This is a genomic window from Curvibacter soli (assembly GCF_029211125.1).
GTDB classification, from domain to species: Bacteria; Pseudomonadota; Gammaproteobacteria; order Burkholderiales; family Burkholderiaceae_C; genus Curvibacter_A; species Curvibacter_A soli.
In genome coordinates this window covers 16,354-31,838 of record NZ_JARGEN010000018.1, presented here as the reverse complement: position 1 = coordinate 31,838, position 15,485 = coordinate 16,354, and the positions used below count along the sequence as shown (strand labels likewise).

The window sequence follows — 15,485 nt, the reverse complement described above, 5'->3', positions numbered from 1 at the left end:
CCTGATTCGGGAGCTGTAGCCGCTGGAACCATGCGGCCTACGGGCCATTTTTGCGTTGAGCACGGCCTCCGTTCACCTTGGTGCGCCAGCGCCGCGTGGCGCTGGCGCCCAGCAGCAGCCCCAGCAGCGCCAGCGCCCAGGGCGAGAGCGCGGGCACGCCCGTCACGCCGCCCGCGCCCGGCACGCCCACGGCGGTGACGGTGAAGACCACGTCCTTCCCCCCGACCACCGCCAAGGTGCCCGTCACCCCCGGCGGCAGCGTGCCCAGCGTGGGGGCGCCGACGATACTGAGAAAGCCCGACTTCAGCAGCGTGAAGCTCTGGCCGGGCGCCAACGTGCCCGCCAGGTTGGTGATGTTGAACTGCGTGGCCGCGGTCAGGTAGGCGTTGCTGCTCACGTCCAGCAGGTCGGCATTCGCGGCGGGCGGGACGGCGCTGGCGTCGATCTCGGCGTTGTAGACCACGCCGTACAGGTAGGCATAGTTCGTCACCCTGATCGTGCCCAGCGTGCCCGGCGGATGGCCGGGCGCCAGCGTGCCGCCCGACAGCATCCACAGCCTGCCATCCACCTCCGCCGTGCCCTGGAGCGTGCTGCCCGCCGCCAGGTCCAGGTCGCCCATGGCCATGGTGCCGTCCAGGTCCAGCGTGTTGCCCGTGCCGGTGAAGCGCACGGCCGCAGGGGGGCTGAATCCGGTCCCTCCGGTGATGGTGATGGCCCCGGCATGGAGGGTGTTGCCCGTGCCCGCCACCTGGATGCCGTCGCCGCCATCGCCAGGCGTTCCAGGGGCCAGGCCCGCAAGATCGCCCGCCCCGCCGTTGCCCCCGGTGAGATGCGCCTGCGCCGTCAGGCTGTTGTTGTTGCCCGCCACGTACAGGCCCGCGCCGCCGCCGCCGCCGCTGCCGCCGTTGGTGAAGCCGAAGCCGGCGCCGCCCATGCCGCCCGCGCCGCCGGTCGCGCTGTCTTGGATCACCAGGCCGGCATTGCCCGTGCCCACCACCAGGCCGGCGCCGCCGCCGCCGCCGCCGCTGCCGCCATTGGCGTCCGCGCCGCCATCTCCCCCCGCGCCGCCCTGGGTGGGGCCGGTCACGGTCAGCCCGGCGGTGCCGTTCAGGTTCCAGGCGCCGCCGCCGCCGCCGCCGCCGCCGCCGCCGCCCGAGTTGCCCGCGCCGCCCGCGCCGCCGGTCAGGCCGTCGCCGGCGGTGCCGGCAGCGCCGGCGATGCCCCCGCCGGTACCGCCAGCGGCCCCCCCGCCGCTGCCGCCAGCGCCCCCTGCTGCGCCAGGACCGCCGCCGCCGTTGGCACCGCCGACGCCGCCGACGCCGCCGGCCCCGGCAGCGCCGCCAAGGCTGCTGCCGGTGAAGCCGCCTGCGCTGTCCACACCGCGGCCACCTTTGCCGCCGTTGCCCTGTCCGCCGCCCGCCCCGCCGCCGCCCCCGGCCCAGGCACTGCCCGCACAGGCCAGGGCGCAGAGCAGGGCCAGGGCGGCGGCATGGCGCGGCGGACGGGCCGAACGCGGGGTGGCCGCCGGCGTGGCCGGCAGGGACGGTGAAGCCGCGCGTGGCGGCAGGTGTCGGGTACGAGGCATGGTGCTGGAACTCCGTGGGTGAAGAAACGTTGCGCGCTCCGCCGCGCCGGCCCTGGCCGTTCGGTCTGCTGGACGGGGCATACTCCCCTATGGCATGGCGCGAGCAGCAGCAAAATAGAGCGGATGGAGAACATACTCCCTACCCCTATGCCAAAACCCCGCTGCGCCACCGCAGCCGCCAGCGAGAGTGGCGCGCGCGTCGCGGCCGGTGGGGGTGCATGGCGGTGGCGCCTGGGGCTTTGCCGGAGGGGCGGCAGACATGGCATGAACTGCGGATGCACCGCGTGTCGAAACGTGACATCATCGGCCCACGCTCCTGCCTTCGGCAATCACCCAAAAGAGTGAATTTTCGATGTCCGTTTCCGCCTTTCCCCCCGGCCTCCAGGCCGCCTTCGACCACGCGCTGGTGCGCCTGTATTCGGCGGACCTCGACCTGCACGCGCTGCCGCCGGCCATCTTCGCCTGCCTGGAGTCGCTGATTGCGTGCGAGCAGGTGAGCTATGGCGAGTTCCACGGCGGCAGCAACGACTTCCGGGTGTGCTTCCTGCACAATCCGCCACAGCAGGACCCGCAGCGCGCGCAGAGCCTGCGGGCGCTGCACGCGCGCCATGCCGCCAGCCACCCGTTCTGGCGCAACGATCCGGCGCTGTTCGGCGAGCGCGCGTTGCGCGAGTCGGATTTCTTCACGGATGAAGAATTCATGGCGCTGCCGATCGCCCGCGAGGTGTTCCTGCCGTTCCAAGCGCACCGCGCGATGGCGGTGGTGGTGGCGCTGCATGGCTACGTGCTGTCGGTTTCGTGCCACCGCTTGCTGGGCCGGCCGGCGTTCTCCGACGCGGAGCGCGACCTGCTGCAGGCCCTGCGCGGCCATGTCGAGCGGCTGTACCGCCAGGCGCTGGAGCGCACGGCGGCGTCGCTGGCGCCCGATGCGCGGCTGGCCTACCTGTGTCCCGGCCTGACACGGCGCCAGCGGGACGTGGCGCTGCTGCTGGCGCAATCCAATTCCAACGAGGCCGTTGCCCAGGCGTTGCACGTGAGCGTGGATACGGTGAAGACGCACGTGCGCACGCTGTTCGAGAAACTGGGGGTGGAGAACCGGTTGGCCGCCACGCTGGCCATCAGTCAGCGCCCGCTGTTCGCGCAACTGCCTCCGCTGTGGACGCTGCCGGGCTCGCACTGGGGGCCGCAGGGCGAGCAGGTGCGCGAGGCGCCGGCACCGTCTGTGCGTGCCAACGCGAGCCCGCGGGCCGCCTGAGCCCTGGGTGGGGCAGCTTTCAGATTTCCTCGATCTGTTGCGACAGTTCGAGCCAGCGCTGCTCCAGCGTCTCCAGTTCCTCGGCGGCGCGCTTGAGGCGCTTGCCGCATTCGGCGATCTCGGCGGCTGACAGGGGCTGGGCCAGCTTCTGCTCCAGCGCGCTTTTCTCCGCGCCCAGCGCTGCCATGCGGCGGTCGGTCTGTTCCAGCTCGCGCTTGAGCGGGCGGGTTTTTTCGGCCAATTGCTGGCGCGCCTGCGCATCCTGGCGGCGCTGGTCGCGGGTCTCGCGAGCGGCGGTGGCTGGCACGGCCACGGGCGCGGCGGCCGGGGGCAGGGCGGGGGCGGCCGGCTCCTGTTGTGTCTTGTCCGACGCAGCGGCGCTGCGCGCCGCTTCCCGCAGGCGCTTGGATTCGTCGAGCAGGTAGCGCTGGTAGTCGTCGAGGTCGCCGTCGAAGTCCTTGACCACGCCACGGCCAACCAGCCAGAACTCGTCGCACACGGCGCGCAGCAGCGCGCGGTCGTGGCTGACCAGCATCAGCGTGCCTTCGAACTCGTTGAGCGCCATGGCCAGCGCCTCGCGCGTTGCCAGGTCCAGGTGGTTGGTGGGCTCGTCGAGCAGCAGCAGGTTGGGGCGCTGCCAGACCATCATGGCCAGCACCAGGCGCGCCTTTTCGCCGCCGCTCATGGTGCCCACGGCCTGCTTGACCATGTCGCCGCTGAAGTTGAAGCTGCCCAGGTAGCTGCGCAGGTCCTGCTCGCGCGCGGGCTCCCTGGCGTCGGCGCCCATTTCGCGCGCCAGACGCGCCATGTGTTCTAGCGGCGTGTCCTGCGGGCGCAGCACGTCGAGCTCCTGCTGCGCGAAGTAGCCGATGCGCAGGCCCTTGCCCTCGGTGATGGTGCCGGCCAGCGGCGCCATGTCGTGGGCGATGGTTTTCACCAGCGTCGATTTGCCCTGGCCGTTGGCGCCCAGGATGCCGATGCGCTGCCCCGCCAGCACCGACCGGCTGACGCCGCGCAGGATGGTCTTGGGCGCCTCGCCCTCGGCCTGGTAGCCGAACGATGCGTCTGTGATCGACATCATCGGGTTGGGAATGTTGCCCGGCTCCTTGAACTCGAAGGTGAAATCGGCCTCGGCCAGCAGCGGCGCCACCTTCTCCATGCGCTCCAGCGCCTTGACGCGGCTTTGCGCCTGCCGGGCCTTGCTGGCCTTGGCCTTGAAGCGGTCGATGAACTTCTGCAGGTGCGCGATCTTGTCCTGCTGCTTGGCGAAGGCGACCTGCTGCAGCTCCAACTGCTGCGCGCGCAGTTCTTCGAACTTGCTGTAGTTGCCGCCGTAGCGCGTGAGCCGGGCGTGCTCGATGTGCAGCGTTACGCCGGTCACCGCGTCGAGGAATTCGCGGTCATGGCTGATGACGATCATCGTGCCCTGGTACTTCTTGAGCCAGCTCTCCAGCCACACCAGCGCATCCAGGTCCAGGTGGTTGGTGGGTTCGTCGAGCAGCAGCAGGTCGCTCGGGCACATCAGCGCGCGCGCCAGTTGCAGCCGCATGCGCCAGCCGCCCGAGAAGCTGTTGACCGGCGCGTCCAGCTCATGGGCCTGGAAGCCCAGCCCCAGGATCAGCGCCTGTGCGCGCGGCACGGCGTCGTGGTCGCCCGCGTCGGCCAGGTCGGTGTAGACGTGGGCCAGCGCCATGCCGTCGTTGGCGGCCTCGGCGGCGCTCAGCGCTGCGTGCAGCTCGGTCAGCCGCGTGTCGCCGCCCAGCACGAACTGCGTGGCGCTTTCGTCGGTTTCGGGCATGTTCTGCGCGACCTGCGCCATGCGCCACTGCTTCGGGATGGAGAAGTCGCCGCCGTCCTCGTGCAGCGTGCCGTTGAAGAGCGCGAACAGGGTGGATTTGCCGGCGCCGTTGCGGCCGACCAGGCCGACTTTCTCGCCCGGGTTGATGGTGGCGCTGGCGCCGTCGAGCAGCACCTTGGCGCTGCGGCGCAGGATGACGTTCTTAAGGGTGATCATGGGGCAAGGGTTGGGTAGCGAGCGCCTCGCGCGTCGCCAGCAGCACCTGGTCTTCGCCCGCGCTGGTGGCGAGCCAGACCGCTTCGAGTGTGGGGAACGCGGCCTCGAAGTTGCCGCGCTCGTTGCCGATCTCCAGCACCAGCACGCCGTGCGGCGACAGCCGCGCGGGCGCGTCGGCCAGCAGCCGGCGGATGAAGTCCATGCCGTCGCTGCCGCCGGCCAGCGCCAGCGCGGGCTCGGCCTGGTATTCGGCGGGCAGGGCGGCCATGCTCCGCGCGTTCACGTAGGGCGGGTTGCACAGGATCAGGTCGTAGGGGCCGGGCAGTTGTGCCAGCCCGTCGGAGTGGCGCAGCGTGATGCGGTCCTGCAGGCCATGCCGGTCCACGTTGATGCGCGCCACGGCCAGCGCGTCGTCGGAGATGTCGGCGCCGTCCACCGCCACGTCGGGCCAGGCCATGGCGGCCAGTACGGCCAGGCTGCCGTTGCCGGTGCACAGGTCGAGCACATTGCGTGTCCGTTCGCCCAGCCACGGGTCGATGCTGCCGTCGGCCAGCAGTTCGGCGATGAAGCTGCGCGGAACGATGGCGCGCTCGTCCACGTAGAACGGCACGCCTTGCAGCCAGGCTTCGCGCGTGAGGTAGGCGGCGGGCTGGCGAGTGGCGATGCGTGCTTCCAAAAGTGTAGCTGCAAGCGCTTGTTCCGCCTGCGTTACGGGCCTATTTCGTACGGAATCCAGATCGTCGAGCGGTAGCCCCAGGCACCACAGCACCAGCCAGGCGGCCTCGTCGAAGGCGTTGGTGGTGCCATGGCCGAAGGCCACGCCGGCAGCGTCCAGCCGCCGGGCGCCAGCTTCGATCAGTTCAATGAGGGTCATGCATGGCGCGCCGCGGCGTCGAGGTTCTCGATCGTGCGGCGGTAGATGGCCTTGAGCGGCTCGATGTCGGCGATGGCGATGTGCTCGTCGATCTTGTGGATGGTGGCGTTGGGCGGGCCGAATTCCACCACCTGCGGGCAGATGCGGGCGATGAAGCGGCCGTCGCTGGTGCCGCCGGTGGTGGAGAGTTCGGTGGCAAGGCCGGTCTCGGCCTCGATGGCCTGGCACAGCGCGTCTACCAGTGCGCCCGGCGGGGTCAGGAAGGGCTGGCCGCCGATGGTCCAGCGCAGGTCGTAGTCCAGGCCGTGGCGGTCCAGCACGGCATGCACGCGCTGCTGCAGCCCCTCGGCGGTCGATTCGGTGCAGAAACGGAAGTTGAAGTCGACCACCAGCGCGCCAGCAATGACGTTGGTGGCGCCGGTGCCCGCGTGGATGTTGCTGATCTGCCAGCTCGTGGGCGGGAAGAAGGTGTTGCCCCGGTCCCACTCGGTCGCGGCCAGTTCGGCCAGCGCAGGCAGGGCGAGGTGGATCGGGTTCTTCGCCAGTTGCGGGTAGGCGATGTGGCCCTGCACGCCGCGCACCGTGAGTTTGCCGCCCATGCTGCCGCGGCGGCCGTTCTTGATCATGTCGCCGGTGCGCCGCAAGGACGTAGGTTCGCCCACGATGCACCAGTCGAGCCGCTCGCCGCGCGCGGCCAGGCGGTCGCAGACTACCACCGTGCCGTCGTTGGCCGGACCTTCCTCGTCGCTGGTGAGCAGGAAGGCGAGGCCGATGGCCGGCTCGGGCTGGGTGGCCAGGAATTCCTCCACCGCCACCACGAAGGCGGCAATCGAGGTCTTCATGTCGCTGGCGCCGCGGCCATAGAGCTTGCCCTCGCGCTGCGTGGGCGTGAACGGGTCGCTGCTCCACTGCTCCAGGGGCCCCGTGGGCACCACGTCGGTGTGGCCGGCGAAGACCAGCGTATTTGCTACTTTTTCAGGAGCTGTTGGCGCTTTATTCACGGGCGCTGCGGGCCTTTTTGCCCATAAGTTGGTGACGCGGAAATCCGCCGGGCCGCTCTCGATGATGTCGCACACGAAACCCAGTGGCTCCAGCCGCGCGGTGATCATGCGCAGGCAGCCGGAATCATCCGGCGTGACGGAGGGGCGGGCGATGAGCTGTTCGGCCAGGTGCAGGGTGCGGTACATCAGGCGGTGGGTTTCACATCGAGGACGATTTCGGTGAACGACGGCTCGTCGTCGGATTCCTGCTGGGCCAGCGCCTGGGCCTGGGCGGCCTTGCTGGCCTGGGCGAAGTCGTTTTGCAGGCGCCAGATGAGGTTGGTGGGCGAGTCGGCGTAGGCGATGGCCTCCTTGCGGTCGATCACGTTGCGCAGCACCATGTCGGCGAGCGCCTGCTCGAAGGTCTGCGAGCCTTCGGCCATGGATTTCTCCATCGCCTCCTGGATGCCGGAGAAATCGCCGCGCTCGATCATCTCGGCCACCAGCCGGGTGTTGAGCATCACCTCCACGGCGGGCAGGCGCGCGCCGTCTATCGTGCGCACCAGGCGCTGCGAGACGATGGCCCTGAGCGCAGCAGCCAGGTCGCCCAGCATGGTGGGGCGCACTTCGGCAGGGTAGAAGCTCAGGATGCGGTTGAGCGCCTGGTAGCTGTTGTTGGCGTGCATGGTGGCCAGGCACAGGTGGCCCGACTGGGCGTAGGCGATGGCGGCCGACATGGTTTCGCGGTCGCGGATCTCGCCGATCAGGATCACGTCGGGCGCCTGGCGCAGCGCGTTCTTCAGCGCCACCTGCAGCGACTGCGTGTCGGTGCCCACCTCGCGCTGGTTGACGATGGCCTTCTTGTTGCGGAAAAGGAATTCGATCGGATCCTCGATGGTGAGGATGTGGCCCGCCAACTGGTCGTTGCGGTGGTCGATCATCGAGGCCAGCGTGGTGCTCTTGCCCGAGCCCGTGGCGCCCACCACCAGGATGAGGCCGCGCTTTTCCATGATGAGGTCGCCCATCAACGGCGGCAGGCTCAGCGTGGCGAGCTGCGGCACTTCGAGCAGGATGAAGCGCACCACCACCGCGTAGTTGCCGCGCTGGCGCATGGCGCTGATGCGAAAGCGCCCTACGCCGGGCAGGCCGACGCCGATGTTGAGTTCGCCGGTTTCCTCCAGCTCCTCGATGCGGTCGGGCGGCACGATTTCGGCCAGCAGCGCGCGCGGCGCCTCGGGCGGCAGGATCTGGTTGTTGATGGGAACGCACTGGCCGTTGATCTTGATGAGCGCGGGGGCGTGGGCCGACAGGTACACGTCGGACGCCTGCTTGGCATTCATGAGCCGCAGGATTTGTTCCATCATTCCCATGGTGCTTCCCCTCTCTTCGGTCGGTGCGTTGCGTGGGCGGGTGCGTCAGTCGCGCAGCAGGTCGTTCAGGCTGGTGGTGGAGCGCGTCTTGGCGTCCACCCTCTTCACGATGATTGCCGCGTACATGCTGTACTTGCCACCGGCCTTGGGCAGGTTTCCGCTCACCACCACCGAGCCGGCGGGGATGCGGCCATAGCTCACGGCGTCGGTGGCGCGGTCGTAGATCGGGGTGCTCTGGCCGATGTACACGCCCATGCTGATGACGGAGTTCTCTTCCACGATCACGCCCTCGACGATCTCGGAGCGCGCGCCGATGAAGCAGTTGTCCTCGATGATGGTCGGGTTGGCCTGCAGCGGCTCCAGCACGCCGCCCAGGCCCACGCCACCGGAGAGGTGCACGTTCTTGCCGACCTGCGCGCAACTGCCGACCGTGGCCCAGGTGTCCACCATCGTGCCTTCGTCCACGTAGGCGCCGATGTTCACGTAGCTGGGCATCAGGATCGCGCCACGGGCGATGAAGCTGCCGCGCCGCGCCACGGCGGGCGGCACCACGCGCACGCCGCTGGCGCGCAGGGCTTCCTCGGACTGGCCGGCGAACTTGGTCGGCACCTTGTCGAAGAAGGCCAGTTCGCCCGCGTGCATCAGCGCGTTGTCCTTCAGGCGAAACGACAGCAGCACGGCTTTCTTGATCCACTGGTGCACGGTCCACTGGCCCACGCCTTCGCGCGTGGCCACGCGCAGGCGGCCGGCGTCGAGCTCCGCGATCACGTGCTCCACCGCCTCGGCGGCCTCTTGGGGGGCGGCCTGGGGCGAGATGCTGGCGCGGTTTTCCCACGCGGTGTCGATGAGGGTCTGGAGTTGCTGGGTCATTGTGTGTTGCTGGCGGGGAAGGATTGGATGAACTGCGCGATGCGCCGGGCCGCCTCCACGCATTCGGCGGTCTCGGCCACCAGGGCCATGCGCACGCGGCCCGCGCCGGGATTGGCGCCTGCGCTGCCGCGCGCGAGGTAGCTGCCCGGGAGCACCGTCACATTGTATTGAGCCAGCAGTTCGCGCGCGAAGGCCGCGTCGTCGAGGCCCAGGTGCGCCGGCACACCGGCCCAGAGGTAGAAGCCGGCGTCGGGCAGGGCCACGTCCATCACCGCGGCCAGCAGCGGCGTGACTGCGGCGAACTTGGCGCGGTAGAGCGCGCGGTTCTCCACCACGTGCTGCTCGTCGTTCCAGGCGGCGATGCTGGCGGCCTGGAACACCGGGCTCATGGCGCTGCCGTGGTAGGTGCGGTAGAGCAGAAAAGCTTTCAGCAGCGCGGCGTCGCCCGCCACGAAGCCGCTGCGCATGCCGGGCACGTTGCTGCGCTTGGACAGGCTGGTGAAGGCCACGAGGTTCTTGAAATCGCCGCGCCCCAGCTTGGCTGCCGCTTCCAGGCCGCCCAGCGGCGGTTCGTCGCGGAAGTAGATCTCGCTGTAGCACTCGTCCGATGCGATGACGAAGCCGTACCGGTCCGACAGGGCGAACAGCTTCTCCCATTCGGCCAGCGGCATCACCGCGCCCGTGGGGTTGCCGGGCGAGCAGACGTAGAGCAGCCGCGTGCGCGCCCACACGGCGGCGGGCACGCTGTCCCAGTCCACCGCGAAGTTGCGCGCCGGGTCGCTCGGCGCGTAGTACGGGTCGGCGCCCGCGAGCAGCGCCGCGCCCTCGTAGATTTGGTAGAACGGATTGGGACAGACCACGACCGGGGCCCCCACGCTCCCCACTTCGTGTGGTTCGCTGTCCCCCGAGGGGGCGCTGCCCGCCTTGGGGCGGCCCGGCGGCGTGCAGGGCCGCTCGGACGCTTCCGGGCCAATTACCACCTGCGCGAAGGCGAACAGCGCCTCGCGCGAGCCGTTCACGGGCAGCACCTGCGTGGCCGCGTCCAGCGCAATGCCGTAGCGGCGCCCGAGCCAGCCCGTGAATGCTTCGCGCAGGCGCGGCTCGCCGGCAGTGGCCGGGTAGGCCGCCAGCCCGGCCAGGCTGGCGCAAAGTGCGTCCTTGATGAACTGCGGCGTGGGGTGGCGGGGCTCGCCGATGCCAAGGCTGATGGGGCGGTAGGCCGGGTTGGGCGCGACGCCCGCGAAGAGCTGCCGCAGCCGCTCGAAGGGATAGGGCTGCAGGCGCGAGAGCAGGGGATTCATGGCTGGCGATTATCCACAGGACTTGCGCGGCACATGCTTCATCGGAATGCCCGGCCTCTGCTGGCGGTGGGGCCGCATTCCCATTCCTTTTGCGCAAACCATGGTTCAGCCGACCGCGCAGCGGGTTCAGCGGCTCCGATACTGCGTCTTGCCCAACAGAATGTCCCGCTCTTTGCTGCCAGTCAGGGGTTTGCGCAGGTGCGCGAGCACCTGCACGCCGCGCTGCACCGCAGGGCGTGCAGCGATGGCGTCGAACCAGCGCTTGGCGTGCGGGTAGTCGGCCCAGTCCACGCCCTGGTTTTCGGCGCTGCGCAGCCACGGGAAGATGGCGATGTCGGCCACGCCGTAGGCATCGCCGGCCACCCATTCGCGCTGGGACAGCCGCTTGTCGAGCACGCCGTACAGGCGCCGCGCCTCGCTGGTGTAGCGGTCGATGGCGTAGGGAATCTTCTCGGGTGCGTAGAGCCGGAAATGGTGGGCCTGCCCCAGCATCGGCCCGACGCTCCCCATCTGGAACATGAGCCACTGCAGCGCCTCGAACTTGCCGCGGTCGCTGGCGGGCAGGAACCGGCCTGTCTTGCCCGCCAGGTAGAGCAGGATGGCGCCCGACTCGAACACGGAAATGGGCTGGCCGTCCGGCCCCTGCGGATCGATGATGGCGGGAATCTTGTTGTTGGGGCTGATCGCCAGGAAGTCTGGCTTGAACTGGTCGCCCTGGCCGATGTCGATGGCATGCGCCGCATAGGGCAGGCCGCATTCCTCCAGCATGATGTGGATCTTGTGGCCGTTGGGCGTGGGCCAGGAATAGAGTTGGATGGAGGTTGTCATGGCAGGCGCAGCATAGGGGGCCGGCGCATCGTAGTGGCATTTGTCACGCCCTGCCTGCCACGGGATTTTCCCGCATGCGGGCGTTTGGGCCAATAATCATCTGCTTGAGGAACCCGCGAGGAGGCTGCCCGTGTTCGACCGCATCAAGAAAGCAATCCACAAGCCCGAGGACGGTGCCGCCGCGCCCGTGGCATCTGCGGCGCCCGGCGCCATCGCGGCCTGGGCCGTGAGCCAGCGCCTGTCGTACGCGGCGGAGCCGGGCAGCGACGGCTTCGGCATCGGCGGCGACATCGACGGCCATGCCTGGCGGCTCGAATGCACCGCGCCTTCGCGCGAGTTCATCCGGGGCCGCGAACTGCGGGCGCGCGCCGATGTCGACGCGAATGCCGAGGCAGCCATCATGGTCATGAACCGCCCGCTGAAGGAAGCGCTCGAAACCCGTGCCTATTCGCTCTACACCGATAACCTGCAGACCACGATGGGCACGAGCCTGCCCGAGGAAATGCGCTGGCTCGCCATGTTCGAGGAGGTCGGCTGGTCTTCCGCGCCCGACGAGTTTTGGCGCAGCTACGCCGTGGTGGCCGACCTGCGCGAGCATGGACAGCTCTGGGTAACGCCCGAGGTGGTGGCCGCGCTCATGGACTGGCCCGCCGGGGCCGCCGCCCAGGCGCAGACGCCGCTCATCCTGATGCTGCTGCGCGGCAAGGTATACCTGCGCCAGGAGTACAGCCCCGCGCAACTGCCCACGCTGGCCTATGCCACCGGTGTGCTCAAGGCCGCCAGCGCATCCGCGCTGCGCAACCTGCCCGCCGTCGATCTGCCGCTGTAGCGGCAAGGCGCCCGACGCCGTTCAGCAGCCGGGCGTGAAGGGCATCTTCACCTCGCGCGGGTTCGGCGCGTACTTGCCGAGTTCGAGCTTGGCGATGGCATTGCGGTGCACTTCGTCGGGCCCGTCGGCGAAGCGCAGCATGCGCGCCCCGGTGCGGGATGGGCCGCTGGGCACAAAGCTGGGCACTCATGCCAGAATCAGGTGGATACAAATACGAAATTGCCGTGAAACTCAGAAATACACTGCTCGGAGCGGGGTTGGGGTTGGTTGCCGGATGGGCCACGGCGCTATCGCTGGGGGATGCGCGCGGAACGGTGGTGCTGGGCCAGCCGCTGGACCTTGTTTTCGACGTGCAGATGGACGCCGGGGCGGATGCTGCCGCGTCGTGTGTTTCCGCCGATGTGTATGCGGGCGATGCGCAGATACCGGCCTCGCGCGTGCGCGTCGTCGCCGCGGCGGGGGAAGGGCGGGTGCGCGTGGTCACCTCCGCACCCATCGACGAGCCCCTGGCCTCGGTGGTGTTGCATGCTGGTTGCGGCGGTGCCGTTTCGCGGCGCTATGACTTTTTCCCGCAACTGCCTTCCGCGACCGAAAGCGCCGCGCGTGCCGGGTCGGCGGCCATTCCCGCGCCTGCCGTGCCGCAGCCGCAAAGCCCTGCTGCGGCCAGCGCGCAAGAGGCCACCCCGGCGCCGACCCGCGCGGCACCCCGCCGCGCTGCGGGCGAAGCGGGTGCGCTGCCCGCGGCGCGCAGCCGATCGGGAGCGCGGAGCCTGGCCCCCGCCGCCACGGCGCGATCAGCCGTATCGGGAAAGCCCCGCCTGGACCTGGAACCGCTGGGGGGTGAATTGCTGCAGGATGCGCCGCTGGCGTTGCGCCTGACGCCCGCGCTCGGCAGCCAGCCTGTGGACGGCGCCAGCGCGCAGCGTGCCGATGCGGCGGCGAACTGGAAGGCGCTGAACGCGCAGCCGCAGCAGGCAGGAGCTGATGAAAAGCGGCTCCAGGCCGTGGAGAACGATGTGCGGGCCTTGCGCAATGCCGCGGGCCGCGACCGGGCGACGATTGCGGATCTGCAGGCGCAACTGGCGCAGGCGCGCGATGAGCGCTACGGCAACCCCGTGGTCTACGCCCTGGCGGCGCTGCTGTTGCTGTGCATGGCGGGGACCGGGTTTTTGCTGCTGCGCAGGCGCGGCAGCGACCGGCGCGCGCCGTGGTGGCACAAGAGCGCGCAGGCATCCGTGGCGCAGGAGCCTATCAGCGCATTGCTGGAAGAGATCGAGAAGGATTTGGCCTCCCGTCCCCCGGCCTCCGTCCTTCGCACGGCGCCAGTCTCCACAAGCCCTCTGGACGTGGACTTGTCGCAGGTCGAGGAAGACGCCGCGCGGCAGGCAGAGCCTCCGGCGGCCCTGGCTGCCGTTGGGCGCAAGCCTGTCGTGCCAGCCATGCCCAACGCACCCAACGCGCCGGCCTCGCAGGTGCTTGCTGCGCCGGCCGCGCCCGTGGCGGTGTCCCGGTTCTCGCATGCCGAATCGACCGGGGATGTGCGCCAGGACGCCGAGTTCTACGTTTCGCTGGGCCAGTACGACGAGGCCATTGCGCTGCTGCAGGACGGTCTGGCGGGGCGTGAAGCCATGAACCCGCTGGCCTGGCTGGACCTGCTCACGGTCTACCACACGCTCAGCCGCGTCGAGGAATACAACGGCCTGCGGCACCGCTTCAACCAGCGCTTCTGCGCGCTCGTGCCGCCGTTCGCCGGGTTCAACAAGCCGGGGAAGGGCGTGGAGGCCTACCCGGCCGTCATCGGGCGTTTGCTGCAGGCGTGGGGAACGCCGGAGGTGCTCCAGGTGTTCGACGCATTCCTGTTCAGGCACGTGCCGGGCGCTGCGGGAGAGGCGTTCGATCTGACGGCGTTCAAGGAATTGCTGCTGCTGCGCGAGATCGCCGCCGAGACCCTGGGGCTGTCGCCCGCACTGCCGCGGCCTCCCGCGCAGACTCTGGATGCCGCGCCTGTGCAGCCGCCCGGCCCGGACTTCCTGATGATGGAGCTCGACCTGCCGCCGGTGCCCGCGCCGGCCGGCGCGGATGGCGCATCCGCATCCGTGCCCGGCAACCTGCTGGATTTCGATTTCTACGATGCCGAGGCGCAGGCCCAGGCGCTGAAGCAGAAATCCGTGGCGGCGAAGGAGGCCGGCGCATAGCGCCTACTGCCGCAGGGTTTGCTATTGAAAAAATAGCTGCCACCGCTGGTGGAATAAGCGCTGGAGCCGTTTTCTACATAAAACCGGATAGTGCGAACGCCAGGCGCGGGCGTCAGCGCCGCACCTGGAGCGCGCCGGGGTTCACGATGTTGCTGGGCGTGCCCTTGATGTAATTGACCACGTTCTCGAACGCCGCGCCGAAATACAGCTCGTAGCTGTCTTGCTCGACATAGCCGATGTGCGGCGTGCAGATGCAGTTCTCCAGCCGCAGCAAGGCGTGGCCCTGCAGGATGGGCTCGCTCTCGAAGACGTCGACAGCGGCCATGCCGGGGCGGCCCCGGTTGAGCCCGGCGATCAGCGCATCGGGCTCGATCAACTCGGCGCGCGAGGTGTTGACCAGCAGGGACGTGGGTTTCATGCGCTGCAGGTCTTCGGCCGTGACGATGCCGCGCGTTTCGTCGTTGAGCCGCAGGTGCAGCGACACCACGTCGCACTGCTCGAAGAACTCCTGCCGGCTCATGGCGGCCTGCAGTCCGTCGTTGAGCGCCTGCATGCGCGAGGCCTCGCGGCCCCACACCTTCACATGCATGCCGAAAGCCCTGGCGTAGCCCGCGACCAGTTGCCCGATCTTGCCATAGCCCCAGATGCCCATGGTCTTGCCGCGCAGCACCGTGCCGATGCCGAAGTTGGCCGGCATGGACGCGGTCTTGAGCCCCGACTGCTGCCAGGCACCGTGCTTGAGGCTGGAGATGTACTGGGGCAGCCGGCGCATCGCAGCCATGATGAGGGCCCAGGTCAGTTCCGCCGGGGCGACGGGCGAGCCTACGCCTTCGGCCACCGCGACTCCGTGCTCGGTGCAGGCGGCTACGTCGACGTGCGGGCCGACCTTGCCCGTCTGCGCGATCAGCTTGAGCCGGGGTAGTTTTTCGATGAGCGGGCGATTGATGTGGGTGCGCTCGCGGATCAGCACGATGACGTCGGCGTCCTTGAGCCTGACGGACAACTGGCCCAGTCCCTTGACGGTGTTGGTGTAGACCTTCGCTGAATATGCGTCCAGCCGCGACGCGCAATGGAGCTTGCGAACCGCATCCTGATAGTCGTCGAGGATCACTATGTTCATGGGCCGCATTGTGCCTTGCCCCTTGCGCGCACGCGGTGGCCGAGGGCATTAGCTGCGCCGCCGCTGGGTCTGGCAGGCGGCAGGGCGGCGTGCGTGCCGCGCTATTCCGCAAGTGCTTCCGCGGCGGCCAGGCGGTCCAGCGCGGAGCACACATCGGCCATGCGTCCCGATATGAGCATGCGGCCACCGGGCCGCGCGGGCAGGCTGCCGGCTTCGAGGATGCGCACGATCCTGATGCGGGCGCTGGCCTGGGCCGGCGCGGCA

Annotated in this window: 13 protein-coding genes and 1 pseudogene; 3 read left to right on the top strand and 11 right to left on the bottom strand. The window is 69.5% G+C overall.

What is annotated here, in order from left to right:
- Window positions 1-37 precede the first annotated feature (37 nt).
- Window positions 38-1,585, bottom strand: a complete 1,548-nt coding sequence (locus PY257_RS04250; RefSeq protein ID WP_275739194.1) for an IPTL-CTERM sorting domain-containing protein — start codon at window positions 1,583-1,585, stop codon at window positions 38-40.
- A 352-nt stretch (window positions 1,586-1,937) separates the two neighbouring features.
- On the opposite strand from PY257_RS04250, the gene PY257_RS04245 reads away from it, so the two are divergent.
- Window positions 1,938-2,840, top strand: coding sequence for a helix-turn-helix transcriptional regulator (locus tag PY257_RS04245; protein ID WP_275739192.1), 903 nt, complete (start codon window positions 1,938-1,940; stop codon window positions 2,838-2,840).
- A 19-nt stretch (window positions 2,841-2,859) separates the two neighbouring features.
- Here PY257_RS04245 and PY257_RS04240 read toward each other — a convergent pair whose 3' ends face one another.
- From PY257_RS04240 to PY257_RS04210, 7 genes are all read right to left on the bottom strand, one after another.
- Window positions 2,860-4,854 carry an ABC-F family ATP-binding cassette domain-containing protein gene (locus PY257_RS04240; RefSeq protein ID WP_275739190.1) on the bottom strand — a complete coding sequence of 665 codons (1,995 nt, stop codon included), beginning with the start codon at window positions 4,852-4,854 and terminating at the stop codon, window positions 2,860-2,862.
- Window positions 4,841-5,728: a 50S ribosomal protein L3 N(5)-glutamine methyltransferase gene (gene prmB, locus PY257_RS04235; RefSeq protein ID WP_275739188.1), complete on the bottom strand. Its 888-nt coding sequence runs from the start codon at window positions 5,726-5,728 to the stop codon at window positions 4,841-4,843. The genes PY257_RS04240 and prmB overlap by 14 nt, the downstream gene beginning before the upstream one ends.
- Window positions 5,725-6,915 (bottom strand): succinyl-diaminopimelate desuccinylase, encoded by a 1,191-nt coding sequence (gene dapE / locus PY257_RS04230; protein ID WP_275739186.1) that lies wholly within the window; start codon window positions 6,913-6,915, stop codon window positions 5,725-5,727. Before dapE ends, prmB begins: the two co-directional genes overlap by 4 nt.
- A complete protein-coding gene (locus PY257_RS04225; protein ID WP_275739184.1) occupies window positions 6,915-8,078 on the bottom strand; it encodes a PilT/PilU family type 4a pilus ATPase in 1,164 nt (387 codons plus the stop codon). Before PY257_RS04225 ends, dapE begins: the two co-directional genes overlap by 1 nt.
- Window positions 8,079-8,123: 45 nt before the next feature.
- On the bottom strand, window positions 8,124-8,948 hold the full coding sequence (gene dapD / locus PY257_RS04220) for a 2,3,4,5-tetrahydropyridine-2,6-dicarboxylate N-succinyltransferase (protein WP_275739181.1): 825 nt from the start codon (window positions 8,946-8,948) through the stop codon (window positions 8,124-8,126).
- The gene (dapC, locus tag PY257_RS04215; protein ID WP_275739179.1) at window positions 8,945-10,249 is read right to left on the bottom strand and encodes a succinyldiaminopimelate transaminase; all 1,305 of its coding nucleotides are present in this window, start codon (window positions 10,247-10,249) and stop codon (window positions 8,945-8,947) included. The genes dapD and dapC overlap by 4 nt, the downstream gene beginning before the upstream one ends.
- Window positions 10,250-10,375: 126 nt before the next feature.
- Window positions 10,376-11,077, bottom strand: coding sequence for a glutathione binding-like protein (locus tag PY257_RS04210; RefSeq protein ID WP_275739176.1), 702 nt, complete (start codon window positions 11,075-11,077; stop codon window positions 10,376-10,378).
- Window positions 11,078-11,207: 130 nt separating this feature from the next.
- Here PY257_RS04210 and PY257_RS04205 point away from each other — a divergent pair, with 130 nt between their 5' ends.
- On the top strand, window positions 11,208-11,906 hold the full coding sequence (locus tag PY257_RS04205; protein WP_275739175.1) for a hypothetical protein: 699 nt from the start codon (window positions 11,208-11,210) through the stop codon (window positions 11,904-11,906).
- Between the two features lie 21 nt (window positions 11,907-11,927).
- Here the strand turns inward: PY257_RS04205 and PY257_RS04200 are convergent.
- Window positions 11,928-12,053: pseudogene (locus PY257_RS04200) on the bottom strand (acyl-CoA dehydrogenase); the annotation flags it as partial.
- A 77-nt stretch (window positions 12,054-12,130) separates the two neighbouring features.
- On the opposite strand from PY257_RS04200, the gene PY257_RS04195 reads away from it, so the two are divergent.
- Complete coding sequence (locus PY257_RS04195; RefSeq protein WP_275739174.1) at window positions 12,131-14,101, top strand: type IV pilus assembly protein FimV; 1,971 nt, start codon at window positions 12,131-12,133, stop codon at window positions 14,099-14,101.
- Between the two features lie 112 nt (window positions 14,102-14,213).
- Here the strand turns inward: PY257_RS04195 and PY257_RS04190 are convergent, their stop codons facing one another.
- Window positions 14,214-15,221, bottom strand: a complete 1,008-nt coding sequence (locus PY257_RS04190) for a D-2-hydroxyacid dehydrogenase family protein (RefSeq protein WP_275739172.1) — start codon at window positions 15,219-15,221, stop codon at window positions 14,214-14,216.
- Window positions 15,222-15,322: 101 nt separating this feature from the next.
- Entirely contained in the window at window positions 15,323-15,448 is a 126-nt protein-coding gene (locus tag PY257_RS04185) for a hypothetical protein (protein WP_275739170.1), read from the bottom strand.
- Window positions 15,449-15,485 lie beyond the last annotated feature (37 nt).